The 13341-nt window shown below is 44.8% G+C and carries 12 protein-coding genes; 5 read left to right on the forward strand and 7 right to left on the reverse strand.

The genetic code is table 11. The features are described from left to right. Window positions 1-224 precede the first annotated feature (224 nt). Entirely contained in the window at window positions 225-476 is a 252-nt protein-coding gene (locus tag AC0WRU_RS23700; protein WP_476126550.1) for a Spo0E family sporulation regulatory protein-aspartic acid phosphatase, read from the reverse strand. A 234-nt stretch (window positions 477-710) separates the two neighbouring features. Next, window positions 711-2063, reverse strand: a complete 1353-nt coding sequence (locus tag AC0WRU_RS23705; protein ID WP_476126551.1) for a helix-turn-helix domain-containing protein — start codon at window positions 2061-2063, stop codon at window positions 711-713. Window positions 2064-2290: 227 nt separating this feature from the next. Between AC0WRU_RS23705 and AC0WRU_RS23710 the strand changes: the two genes are divergently transcribed. Both AC0WRU_RS23710 and AC0WRU_RS23715 read left to right on the forward strand, forming a co-directional pair. Beyond that, window positions 2291-2740, forward strand: a complete 450-nt coding sequence (locus AC0WRU_RS23710; protein WP_476126552.1) for an AbrB/MazE/SpoVT family DNA-binding domain-containing protein — start codon at window positions 2291-2293, stop codon at window positions 2738-2740. A gap of 36 nt (window positions 2741-2776) precedes the next feature. Beyond that, entirely contained in the window at window positions 2777-3625 is an 849-nt protein-coding gene (locus AC0WRU_RS23715) for a DNA-binding protein (RefSeq protein ID WP_476126553.1), read from the forward strand. A 110-nt stretch (window positions 3626-3735) separates the two neighbouring features. Here the strand turns inward: AC0WRU_RS23715 and AC0WRU_RS23720 are convergent, their stop codons facing one another. From AC0WRU_RS23720 to AC0WRU_RS23735, 4 genes are all read right to left on the reverse strand, one after another. Next, window positions 3736-4476 carry a Bax inhibitor-1/YccA family protein gene (locus AC0WRU_RS23720; protein ID WP_476126554.1) on the reverse strand — a complete coding sequence of 247 codons (741 nt, stop codon included), beginning with the start codon at window positions 4474-4476 and terminating at the stop codon, window positions 3736-3738. Window positions 4477-4624: 148 nt separating this feature from the next. Beyond that, window positions 4625-4912 carry a hypothetical protein gene (locus AC0WRU_RS23725; protein WP_476126555.1) on the reverse strand — a complete coding sequence of 96 codons (288 nt, stop codon included), beginning with the start codon at window positions 4910-4912 and terminating at the stop codon, window positions 4625-4627. 235 nt (window positions 4913-5147) lie between these two features. Then, window positions 5148-7442: a glycoside hydrolase family 2 protein gene (locus AC0WRU_RS23730; protein ID WP_476126556.1), complete on the reverse strand. Its 2295-nt coding sequence runs from the start codon at window positions 7440-7442 to the stop codon at window positions 5148-5150. A 212-nt stretch (window positions 7443-7654) separates the two neighbouring features. Continuing rightward, a complete protein-coding gene (locus AC0WRU_RS23735; RefSeq protein WP_476126557.1) occupies window positions 7655-8737 on the reverse strand; it encodes a LacI family DNA-binding transcriptional regulator in 1083 nt (360 codons plus the stop codon). 177 nt (window positions 8738-8914) lie between these two features. Between AC0WRU_RS23735 and pepT the strand changes: the two genes are divergently transcribed. Both pepT and AC0WRU_RS23745 read left to right on the forward strand, forming a co-directional pair. Continuing rightward, on the forward strand, window positions 8915-10150 hold the full coding sequence (gene pepT / locus AC0WRU_RS23740; RefSeq protein ID WP_476126558.1) for a peptidase T: 1236 nt from the start codon (window positions 8915-8917) through the stop codon (window positions 10148-10150). Between the two features lie 202 nt (window positions 10151-10352). Continuing rightward, a complete protein-coding gene (locus AC0WRU_RS23745) occupies window positions 10353-11189 on the forward strand; it encodes a methyl-accepting chemotaxis protein (RefSeq protein WP_025683888.1) in 837 nt (278 codons plus the stop codon). A gap of 190 nt (window positions 11190-11379) precedes the next feature. Here the strand turns inward: AC0WRU_RS23745 and AC0WRU_RS23750 are convergent, their stop codons facing one another. After that, a complete protein-coding gene (locus AC0WRU_RS23750; RefSeq protein ID WP_476126559.1) occupies window positions 11380-12255 on the reverse strand; it encodes a DNA-binding protein in 876 nt (291 codons plus the stop codon). A gap of 450 nt (window positions 12256-12705) precedes the next feature. Between AC0WRU_RS23750 and hxlA the strand changes: the two genes are divergently transcribed. Beyond that, the gene (gene hxlA / locus AC0WRU_RS23755; RefSeq protein ID WP_476126561.1) at window positions 12706-13341 is read left to right on the forward strand and encodes a 3-hexulose-6-phosphate synthase; all 636 of its coding nucleotides are present in this window, start codon (window positions 12706-12708) and stop codon (window positions 13339-13341) included.

Below are 13341 nucleotides of genomic sequence, written 5' to 3' on the forward strand. Positions count from 1 at the left end.
TTTGAAAGGCAGAAACGGACAACGGCTCAGAAGCCAGTAAAATGAATAAAAATCCCGTTACCATCCCAACGCATATCCGACTCACCATGAACTATCGTTTCAGGCGTAGCAGCTTGGCTGCTACTATAAATGTAAATTACACACCAATTTTTTACCTTTTATTACATGGGCTTGCGTTTTTATTTTTATCTCAAATAATCCATTTTATTGAATAATTATGATTGTTATGTGGGATTAAGAGGAGGAATATCTTTGCATACAAAGGATGTGGTGTCTGAGGTTTCTGACTGAACATAGTGGTGATGTAACTTCTTAGTCTGATACATACGATTGTACTGATTAATTAGTTCGTCCAAAATCATAGCCTGCTCAAATACGCAAGCATGTCCAAAACCATACTGTCCATAAAGATCATGCAATCGTTGTCTGGCACTTTCTATCTGTTGATTTAACGTTAAGGTTTCATCTATGTTCATGTTCATTACCCCCTAGTAAATTATTTTATGAGGTAATGAACAAATACGGCATGTTCTTTTTTTAGCCAAAACAACAAAATAAACAAAAAAAGCCAGCTTAAGGGCTGGCCAAGGTAATAATTCTTATTGATTAAGCTGTGCCAACATGATCTTGCGGTTGGAATGTTCCAAAGGTTGGATTTTGAGCTGGTACTGGTACTACGAATACCAGTAAGAAACTAGCTGTTACTAAGGTTAAAAGCTATCTTTTTTATCATTTCTTTCCCACATGTCGTAATGAGCCAGCATTTCAGGATCGGCATACGCTCTAAAACGTTCAAACAAACCTGCACAATTGGCAATTAGTAGTGAATGATTAATTGTACCAGCTTTTTCAAAAGCGTCTATTAAACATTTGAAACCATATGGATATCTACCTTTGTTAAAGCTGTACTTAGCCAGCTTGTACCAAAATCGTGCTTGCTGTTGCAGTAAAAACGGCTCAACAGGAGATGGTTCCTTATACGACGCAATTCTAGGTTCAAAGCGATGGAGGATGTGATCCACATCAATATTGTATTTATTGGCTGCTTCAACTAAATTCAAAAGTTCATTAAATATGTGTTGTTCGCCTAATATATGATTAACGTAATCTGGTAGCACGCTAATATCTCCAGACATAAGCCTATTTACGTAAGTATTAATTTTGGCCCATCGCTGAAATTTACCTAGCCAATGGAGTGTATCTGAATCTGTTTCTTTAACCCAGCTTAGATCAGTATAGCCACGTATATGCTCTAAAGCCTGTTCATGATCTCCATTCGCGTCACAAGCGTGTGCACACATCAGTTCAGCATAAGCTATGTATACAAACAGAGGTCTGCTAAGTTTCTTTACCGATTTTATTTCTCGCTTGGAGTTATGAACCAAATTGTACTGAATTTGTCCTAATTTATACATTTGGCATGAAAATTTATAGGCCTTATCCCACATGCTCAATGATCTATACACGTTGGCCAAGTCTTTCAAGGCATCCAGTTGGTCAATTTCATCCAAACGGTCGACAAAAGATTCAAATTTAGCAGCCGCTTGTAGATTTTGAGCCTGATTTTCCCCTGTCCGGATGCTAAATAGCCGATACTGGCATAAAGCAAGCCGTTCTGAATGCTGCTTTCTTTCACTCACAGCCGCGTTTTCATAAAGGTAAGCTGCTGTGTCCCGATAACCTTTGGTGAACAAGTCCTCGGCTAGTTTAAAGAGCGAAAGACTGTGGATCGGATTATCTAGAAACATACTTACAGCACGCTGTAGGCAATCAAACCGCCCTAACTCAACACAACGATACACGAAAGGTTTTACTCTCCGCCAGTTGAGTGGGGATTCTTCAACGCACTCTTCAACAAATCGCTCATAAAAATAATCCGGTGGTAAATTCATGCCCATCGTAATGCGGTCCAGTTGATTAACAGATAAAGAACGATTGCCTGTGATGATGCCGCTAACTGTACCTACATTCAAATTAGTGATATGACCAAACCGGGTCATACTCAAGCCTTTCTGTTTGAGATATCTTTCAATTTCTGCCCGAATCGTAGGTGTTATTTCCATGAATAAATCACCCTTTCAGTGTGAGCTTTGGAATGTGCAAATTTAAACAAAAAGAAGAATTGGAAAACTTATAATATAATGAAATATTTGTATGTTCCCAATATACCATCTATTGTCACAACAATAAATACCCCTTTTTGGAGAACATTGGATTATGTGTACAGAAATCACAGGTGACAGTTCAGAGAACGAAGTGGGTTTCTATAACCCGATAAGGAGGATATCAATTGAAGAAAACAGGTATGACACGCCCCTTAGATACATTAGGCCGGATTGTTATTCCGATGGAAATCCGAAGCTCCATGGGGATTGAGATTGGCGAGCCTTTAGAATTTTATATGGACGTTGAAAAAGGCTTTATGGGCATAGGAAAGTATAGTAGCGGGGTTTCCTGTAATTTGTGCAATTCATTTCTGGATTTAACCTATTTCAAAAGTTTACTTTTATGTAAGCAATGTATACTCGACCTGAAGGGAAACGTAGGTGTTCGTCCCATTCCTGCCCCTGTTGTTAAGGAGTCTACGTACAAAGAAAAAAAAGTAAATCGGTCGACACAAGAACTGGTTGAAAGCCTAAGAAGACTCAAACGCGAGCATCCGACAGCCAAGCAGAGTGAATATGCCGAAAGGCTTGGCGTGTCACAAGGCCGTATTTCCCAGCTTAAAAAGTTATTATAGCGTGCGACTTTTAAAGCAAATATGGAGGCGTTAGTGATGGAGAATCGTTTTGAAACAGAGGAAGAAATTTATTTGTTGTCTGAACACGCGCATCCCTTGGATAAGGCTTTTGAATTATTTCGGCTAAATTATAGACAAAATGATTGGGCAGAAGCGGATCGCGTCGCTGATCACATTTTAAGTATGGCTGAACGCAGTTATAGCAGTAGACAAAAATGGGGTGACGTTGTTCCTCTAAATCAGGTACTAAAGCACCCACTTATATTTTATTTTGGATACGGATACCTGGCTAAATACATCGTTTTTCGGAAGCAAGGTCTTTTTGATCGAGCAAGAGAATATATAGCTAAATATGCTGACTTAGGATGGTACAAAAATGCTACGGACGAAGATATACAAGAAATAGAACGTTTTAAAGGATTTTCAGTGGCAAATGGATACGCTGTAGACTTATTATCAGGGAATAAGGAAATATTGAAGGAGTACAATGAGTTTATACAAGAAAACGACGAGGAAACATTGCCCGGATTAATCACAATTTTTGAGGCAGCAAACATAAATGAATGGAATATAGACGAGTATTATTATTATATTCCCGATCAGCTAGAGAATTTTTCCAGCTTTGAAGACCTTGGAAATCGTGTGTATTATGTGAAATTACTTAATCAACTAGCTATCTATAACATAAATCAGCAGCGGTATGGTGTCGCCATAAATTATATTCTGAATTGTTTGCAAACAGCAGTTACAATGGATTTATACAGGGAATCTATTACAACTATTTCCATGTTCGAAACCGTTCGTCCGTTTGCAACAACGGAACAGCTGACAAAGTATCAAAATATCTTACAATTCAACCATTGTTCCTTTCAATCACGGTGTTAACGGGTAACAGCAAAGGCCACTTGCATCAGCAGGTGGCCCTCAGCCGTCCTCTTCTCCTTATCCTGCACCTATCTGCACATGAAGTGAAACCATTCATAAATCGCAGGCGCTTAGTCCTTTTTGCTGAATTTGGACAACAGCTCCAAAATCCGCACATACAGCCACACTAAAGTCACCAGCAATGCAAACGCGCCATACCACTCCATATATTTCGGTGCACCCTGATCCGCTTGCTCTTCAATGAAATTAAAATCCAGCAGCAGATTCAAAGCCGCAATCACAACGATAAACAGACTAATACCGATTCCAAGCCAGCCTGTCTCATGAATATAAGGAACGTTCATCCCGAAAAAGTTCAAAACGAAGTCGACCAGCGTCACCAGAACAATCGCCAACGTACATAAAACAACGAAGGAGATAAAGCCCCGGGTAACTTTAATGATTCGCTGTGTATACATAAACAACATCAAAAACAAAATGCCCACCGTCAGCAAAATCGCATTCGCCACGATACCGGGATAGTCATATTCCATGAAAGCTGAAATCCCGCCTAAAGCAAAACCGCTCAGAATTGCATAAACGGGCGATAGAAACGGGGCTGATTTTGGAAAAAAGGATATAGCCAGCGCTACGCCGACCATGCCAAGTGAGCCTGCGGTGATCAAGGATAAGACCTCTACTGTACCTTCGTAGGTCATATACCATGTGATACTGCCCGCGATAATCAGCAGAACCAGCAAGAGCAGCGTTTTGCTGATCGTGCCTCCAATGGTCATGCGTTGTTCGCTAACTTCTCTTTCATCTTCACGCACGAAGATGTCTTCACGTAAAACCGGATTGCTAAAGCTCATAAAGGGGATACTCCTTTTCGATGTGTTATTTACTATGCCATATGTATATATCGGCACAACCCGAAAAAAGTTTCAGAAAATTATCAAAGCAAAAAAACTCTAGCTCACCTTGCGGCAAACTAGAGTTAGAGGATCAGTTCGTTACAGCTTAAAAATCAGCTGTCGCAATCTGGATCGTACCCGTAGCTGCTCCAGCTGCGGTAGTCTGAAGAGCGGCTACCAGCAGTAAAGCAACAGCCAACGTGAGACTGTTAGTTGGAGGGATAACATAAGTGATCACGGGTGCGTTGACACGAGTAATGACAAGATCGATCGGAGCCGGACCGTTATTATTAACGGTAATTGTAGCATTCGCGCCACCGTTCAAGTTTTCAAAGTATGATTTACCAATATTGGCAGCGAGAGAATAGAATTGCTGAGGTAATAGAATCGCCATAGGATTCACCTCCCTTACGCTTGATAGTGTATTCTATGCTTCCAATCTATGAACGCAACGTCAATTGACTCAGCCATAAGACACAAATTAACAGATTCATAGATTAAAGTCCCTATGCACAAGCCAAAAAGGGGTTGCCTTCTCAGATTCTTTGTAGAATCTGATCTGACATCCCCTTCTTAAATAAACGAAGAAATAACCTACGTCATATAACGTTAAATGTTCTATTTTAACTCTACTGCACGCGAATACTTACTTCCTGCGGGTCAAAACGGGATGGCGCGGAAACCTTCACACGGATATTACCCGCCTCTCCCTTTGTACGAACCCAGAACGCAATACGTCCACCAATCAGGGATAAGGTTGAAGGGCCGATCAAATCGCCCGCTCCCTCGACCTCCACGGAAACCGGATCAGCATAGAAAGGCAGGACATTGCCGTATTCGTCCAGAGCATCCACCACAACTCTCGTCACGTCCCAATCGCCCGCCTCCAGCACTGTATCATCCGCAGCTACACGCAGCTCCGTGGGTACGGGATTACGGGAATAGCGTCTGCGAATGACCTCTTGACCGTCCACGTAACCGATGAACACGGCATCTTCCCACTTCATGCCCCAGTGACCTGTCAATTCGTCGACGACGACTGGAGGATGCGGAAGCGCCGGATACTTTTCCTGGTTCGGACGATACACGCCCTTGCGCTCGTCACCATAAATGAATTCCACCTCATCACAATTGGTGAACACAACCAGCGGCACAACGCCCCCGATGCTCCGTTCGCCACGTGACCAGTAAGTGACTGGCTCCAAAATGATTTCCTGCTCGACCCGCTTCTGACTGCGATACACGTTCGCTGCGAATTTGGGCAAGCGGAACATATCCATGACACCGTGGTAGCAGATTTTATCGCCAGAACCAAAATCCGCGTGTGTATTATAGTCAAAAGCACACCAACCAATCGCTCCGGCAATCCCCGCGTCAGCGTAGGAAGCATTTTGCACCCGCGTATGGCGCAGCGCGTGCTCCATCACCCGTTCCTCCTGATCAAAGCGTTTGGTCGGATACATATGCCCGTTATATTCCGTCACCAGATAAGGGACTGGGTGATCCAGCTTTGTTACCAAAGACGGCGGTCGCAAGCCTGTTGTTTCTCCATCTACGCCATCTGCATTGTCATACGTCTCGAAATTGCGGATTTCCTTCACCAAATATTTTTGATGCCCACCGTCATGAACGAAATCATTCATCGTATATACATCTTCCAGCAGCTCGCTGCCTACAATATAACGCACCCCACCAGTCACACGAGTCGGATCAAGCTTGCGTGCAAGCTCATTGGTACGTGTGTACAGCTCATGATCATCCTGCGATTCATTAATCCGCACGCCCCAGATCACAATAGACGGATGATTGCGGTCGCGGATAATCATGTCCTCTACGTCCTTTACCGCCTGTTCCTTCCACGCTTCGCCGCCAATATGCTGCCAGCCCGGAATTTCCTCAAAAACGAGCAATCCGATCTCATCGCAACGGTCCAGAAAATGACGGGACTGCGGGTAATGCGATGTTCGCACCATATTCAGGCCCAATTCCTCTTTGAGTATATCGGCATCACGGCGCTGTGCTCTTTTCGGCATCGCATAGCCGACATACGGGTAAGACTGGTGGCGATTCAAGCCCAGTAGCTTGAGCTTCCGCCCGTTCAGGTAAAACCCGTCCGGCTGAAATTCGGCTTCGCGGAAGCCGAAGCGCACATTCAGCCGATCCAGCTCTTCCCCGTTCCGCAGCAGCGTCAGCTCTGCTTCATACAGCTTGGGATCATCTATATCCCAAAGCTGTAGATCGGTTAGCTCTTTCAGCTCCAGCGTCACTTCCGCCGCCGTCACCGCTGTCAGCTCGGTCTCCGCCTTCACGCTCGCTCCGTCCAGAAGTCGTAGGGCAACCTTCAAGTCTTCCTCCTGATCGCCAAGTCCCTCCAGCTCTACGACTACACGTACCGCCTTGCTTGCCGCAAGCGGCTCCGGTGTCTGGACGAATACTGTGCCGAGATGCACAGGCTCGACAATTCGCAGCTGCACCTCCCGGTAAATACCGCCGTAGGTCAGATAGTCAATGACTGCCCCAAAAGGAGGAATGTCGTCCCGCTCCGTAGAATCGACGATGACCGTCAGCACATTGGAACCGCCGTATTCGGCAAGTCCGGTCAATTCAATACTGAACGGTGTGTAGCCTCCCTTATGCTCCCCCGCTTTTACCCCGTTCAGATATACCTGCGCGTAAGTCATGACCCCTTCAAAATCGACGTACACCCGTTTCCCCTTGGTATCTGCCGGAATGTTCAGCTCCCTTTTATACGTGGAAACAAACTGGAACGCCTTGTCGTCAAAATAGTTATATGGCAGCTCTACATTGGTGTGTGGCAGCAGAATGGGCTCATACCGACTCGCATCAATTCCTGCGCTTATTTCGCTCTCAACATACTCGGGACGGTAAAACCACTGGTCATTCAACGGCAAAATGGTACGCATAGACAGTCACCTCAACCTTTTATTTTTCACTCTTTTACCACAGTAAAATATTTAAGTAAAATTAACGAGTAAAACTTAGTAAAATAAATATATTTTTAATGTAATCATTTACAAAACATTTGTCAATTCCGTTTTTTTCTTCTGCTCATACAAAAAAACAGCTCCGGCATCCGGAGCTGTAAAGGTCATGAAACACACAATGGAGCACATTTCTATACCGAAGCCGTAAACGGCGACGCACTGCTGTTACGAATCATCAGCTCGGTCGGAATGGTGACCTTTCGACCCACCTCGTTCGGACCGTTGCGCACCGTATGCAGCAAGAGCTGAACGCCCGTTTCCCCCATCAATTCGGTATACGTCTTGACCGTCGTCAGCGACGGTGTCAAATATTCCGCTGTCGGAATATCATTGAAGCCGACGATTGAAATACGTTCAGGAACAGCGATTTGATGCTGCTCCAGCGCCTTTAATACACCAATCGCCACCGAATCGCTCGCCACAAAGAAGGCTGTAGGCAGGTTCTCTGGCCCTGCCAGAATGGCCGCTTCCATCGCACGAAAGCCGTCTGCTGCCGTTCCGCCACACACATGAACGTCGTTCGATGTGCATAGCGCATGCTGCCCTTTATACCGTAAAAAGGTCTCATAACGCGCATCCAGCTCCGTCTGGTTGAAATCATGGTCCTGCTCATCCTTACCCATACCCACATAACCGATATGACGATGGCCCGCGTCCATCAAATAATCCAGCGCGTCCGCCGCAGCACGAGCGAGGTCAATGACGACATAGTCCGCACCCGTTCGCTCCACGGGGTGATCCAGAAAAACACAAGGGATGGGAAGCTCCACCATGTGCTCCACTTCCTCGCTGCTAAAGTGTCCGAGCACGATCAGCCCGTGCAGCCCTTCGGACAGCGTCTTCAGTGCAGACAGCGTCTTCAGTGCGGCCAGGTCTTCCCGCCGGAAAATGCGCTCCAATTGCGCTCCGCTTTGGCGGCATTCCTTTTCCACGCCGAACCGGATGGACAAATAATATGGGTCCTCCAGTTCCTGATACGCGCTAAACCAATGGACCATACCGAGCCGGATCGGCCCCTCGGCCTTTTTACGAGGCTGACGCCCGATACCGCCGTTTTTACGTTTGGCTGTCGTATATTTCATACGCTCCGCGACCTCGAAAATTTTACGCCGTGTTTCCTCCGAAACGGACAATGTTTCATCATAATTTAACACTCGGGAAACTGTCGATATGGAAACCTCGGCCTCCTGAGCAATATCTTTTAACGTAGGCATTGCAGACTCCTTTGATGGTTTTACTCCATTTTTACGTTCTTTTACTATTATCTTACTCGTCGTCTCTGTGCAACACAAGCTGTTGTTTTAGATGGTAAAGCCAAATTTTTCATATAACAAGTCCAATCATGATAAAATATGTAGCATATCAGAAATGACCACTAGGAGGATATACGCATGAAACAAGAACTGATTGAACGCCTGACCACTTATGTTCAGGTGGATACCCAATCCGATGAAAGCAGCAGCACTTGCCCGACCACACCAGGACAGCTCACACTGGGCAAACTGCTGGTCAATGAACTGAAAGCCATTGGTATGACAGATGTAACGATGGACGACAACGGCTATGTCATGGCAACCCTTCCTTCCAATACGGATAAAGAGGTCCCGGTTATCGGCTTTCTGGCCCATCTCGATACCGCTACCGAAATGACTGGCGCAGGGGTAAAGCCCCAACTGACGGAAAATTATGATGGGGGCGATATTACGCTGAATGCATCGCTGGGTGTGAACCTTTCTCCGCGCGAGTTCCCCGAACTGCCCCAATATAAAGGTCATACCCTGATCACGACGGACGGTACTACATTGCTTGGTGCAGATAACAAAGCCGGGATCGCTGAAATTATGACAGCCATACATTATCTGCTGGATCACCCGGAGATCTCGCACGGCAAGATTCGCGTCGCATTTACACCGGACGAGGAGATTGGAAGAGGACCGGAACGGTTTGATGTAGCTGCTTTTGGTGCTGAATATGCGTATACAGTCGATGGCGGACCGCTCGGAGAACTGGAATATGAAAGCTTCAACGCCGCAGCCGCCCATATTACTATTCATGGCGTTAATGTCCATCCAGGTACAGCCAAAAACAAAATGATTAACGCCGTCAAAATTGCCATGGAGCTAAACGGACGATTGCCGGCGAATGAAGCTCCGGAATACACGGACGGATACGATGGCTTTTATCATTTGCTGGAATTTGAGGGTACGGTAGAACAAGCCAAACTGTACTATATCATCCGTGATTTTGATCGTGAAAGCTTTGAAAACCGGAAGGCTTACTTAACGAATGTGGTTAAAGAGCTGCAAGCCACATATGGGGAAAACCGTATCGTTCTGGAGCTGAGAGATCAGTATTACAACATGAAGGAAAAAATCGAGCCCGTCAAGCACATCGTGGATGTTGCCCATGAAGCGATGACAAAGCTGGGCATTGATCCGATTATCAAGCCGATTCGCGGTGGTACAGATGGTTCACAGTTGTCCTATATGGGACTACCTACACCTAATATTTTTACAGGTGGGGAGAACTATCACGGCAAGTTCGAGTATGTGTCTGTAGACAATATGGTGCTTGCAACCAAGGTCATTGTCGAAATCGTACAATTATTCGAACAGCGCGGCGAGTGACCCGAATACAAGAAGCTTTTGCATCATTATAAACGAAAAGGCATATCGTTTCCTGGCTTGAAGCGGTGTGCCTTTTTTCTTAAACTCTCATATTCGTTAAATTTTTCATTACTTTTATAACTTTTATCCCTCCGTAGACCGACAAATATATATATATATGACTATAAAAAATACACCTAGTAAAGAAAGGTAGGTTATCTATTTGAATACAGTAGATGCATTAATTGCAGCCATCCCCTACATACAACAGATTATGCGTGAGAAAGTGACCCTTTCTCTCTTCGACCGCACTCATGTTCTGGCTTATAGCGAGTCAGAGGGTATGGATCTCGGCTATAAACCTGGCTCGGAGCTGCTCGAGAGCTACAAAAATTTTGCCACGCTTAAAAATGGACGTGAACCCAGCCTGACCCACATTCCTGCTGAAGTTTTGGGATATCCTCTTGATACGGTCAGTATTCCAGTGTTTGACGAAAAGGGCGAAGTCGTTGCAGCATTTACGGCCTCCTATAATTTGACTAACAAAAATCAACTGGATCAAATCGTATCCGAGAACGGCTCCATCACCGAGCATCTCATTGATATGGTGCAACATGTAGCAGCGCATTCCGAGGAACTCCAGGCTACCAGTGAACAGATTTTGAAAAACACCCAAATTGCCGTGCAAAACTCAGGAAAAATCAATCAAGTTGCTGTATTTATCAAGGAAATTTCCGAGCAAACCAACCTGCTCGGACTGAATGCTGCTATTGAAGCCGCACGTGTGGGGGAAGCGGGAGCAGGCTTTGGCATCGTGGCTCAAGAGGTGCGTAAGCTATCCGTAGAATCCAAAAAAGCAACGGTCGATATCGAAGGAGCCCTCAAGGATGTACAAAACTCCATTCGTCAGATGGAGCAGGAAATTGAACAAATCGTTTCCTCCTCTCATGAGCAAGCGACTCTCGTAAGCTCTTTTACTGAAGTGATGGAGCGTATGCAACAAGCGAGTGAAACGATGCAGCAGTTAGCTAATAACCTGACTTCTTATATCGTAGAATAAATGTAATTTCGCACGAAAGAAGGGAGCACACTTATCGCCAAAAGCGTTAAAGTATGCTCCTTTTAATTACAAAATCCCTGCCGAGACTTATCATTCAAACCAAGTTTAAACAGTAACTTAGAAAACACCATGATTGGAAGGAATCACGGGTTCCAGCTCTCCTAGTGCAGCTCCCACTGAAATCACAATACTAAGAAACGCCAAGACCATAGTTACCGAGATTAAAGCCTTTTTCATTATGAAGTCCCCTTAATAAAATGGTTTGATATTGCTCTTGCTGTGACGATGTTGCCAAATCTCGATAAGCCTCAAACAGAGCGACCAGTGTCCTGAAATTGGCATCTGTTTCTACACTACCAGAGGATTGCAGAGAGACCAGGACATAATTCAACGCAACGGTGTACTGCTCCTGTTTGAAATAATAAATGGCTAATTGGTTAACCAGCTTTACATAATATACGCGGTTTCCTCTATCTTCATAACCTTCAAATATCTCAATATCGCGGGCAAAATCATTCAGCAGGTCGTCAATATTCCAGTTGTTCAAATTAGCTGCTTCGGTAATACCGACCAGTCCTGGAAGCAGTTCCTCATCATTAGCGTGAAGAAATTCAACATATTCAGGCAGAAGCTCCCGTTTTCCTGAAAGCAATTCAATCGTGTACAGGTTGGCTTTGGCGAGAAAACGAAATCTTTCTACTTCTTCATGGCCGCTCTCATCCAGCCCCATAAACCAGCCCATCTCGCTATACTTCATAATATAGTCTCTGGCTTCGTCATACTTGCCTTTATTTTGATAATAAATAGATTTCGCCAGATAGCTGTATGCATAATAAAATACCAACGGATGTTTGGTATTCAATGTCTCGTGCTTGCCGTCCGCAGCATTTCTCAGTTGGGTGTGATACAGGCTTTCAGCCAAAGCATGCAGATAGTCTGCAACCTTGTTCGCTTCATCCCAATCGTTATGTGTGTAGCTGATTCTAAACAACTCACAAGCCTTGTCGAGTTCGTGGCTGTCCGACAACAAATAAATAGCTTCCCTCTGGTTCAGGACCTCTTCCACTAAAACCCGCCTCCATATCCTGAAAATGCGTCTACCCATAGACAAATGGTTGTTATTCAGGGCAGCTGTGCTGCTGGTTTCCATCCTCCCGGTTCTGCTGTAGAGCGTAACTGGAAGGGACATTCGGATCATAACGACAGTGTATTCCCATCAGGAGCATCCCCATTTTCGTTCCTCTCGCATACCAGTATATTACAAATATAGACAAAACCTAACTTGAAGTCAATTCAATTAATTCATAAAAAAGACGCGAATCAGGCCCTCCAAAGGAGGCCAAAGAGAAGCCATAGTATCCTCAGGGTAACTACGTTACGGATTAGTGCGTACTTTTCAATCGGATACCGGGGGCTTACAATCAAACCTGTGCATGAAACCAAAGTATTCGCAGCACTCAACAGAGTATGTACCTGTTCATCAAATACAAATTCACTAAAGGAGTGAAGTTATAACATGGAACTTCAATTGGCTTTAGACTTAGTAGATATCCCACAAGGGATTGCATTGATAAAAGAAGTAGAATCGTATATTGATATCGTAGAAATTGGTACACCGATTGTCATTAACGAAGGACTACATGCGGTAAAAGCAATGAAAGAAGCATTTCCGAATTTGAAAGTGCTGGCTGACCTGAAAGTTATGGATGCAGGCGGTTACGAAGTGCTGAAAGCTTCCGAAGCTGGCGCAGATATCGTTACGATTCTGGCTGTAGCTGAAGATGCAACGATCAAAGGTGCGGTAGAAGAAGCGAAAAAACAAGGCGGCAAAAAAATCCTGGTGGATATGATCGGTGTTAAAAACCTGGAGCAACGCGCTAAAGAAATCGACGCTCTCGGCGTAGACTACATCTGCGTGCATACAGGCTATGATCTGCAAGCTGAAGGACAAAGCCCGTTCGAAGCACTGCAAACTGTTAAAAAAGTCGTGAAAAACTCCAAAACAGCCGTTGCTGGCGGCATTAAGCTGAGCACCCTGGCTGAGGTCGTTAAGGCTCAACCGGATCTGGTCATTGTCGGCGGCGGGATCACTGGCGAGGACGACAAAAAAGCCGTTGCTTCCCAAATGCAACAGCTCATTAAACAAGGTTAA

Source organism: Paenibacillus sp. 1-8, from assembly GCF_056316205.1.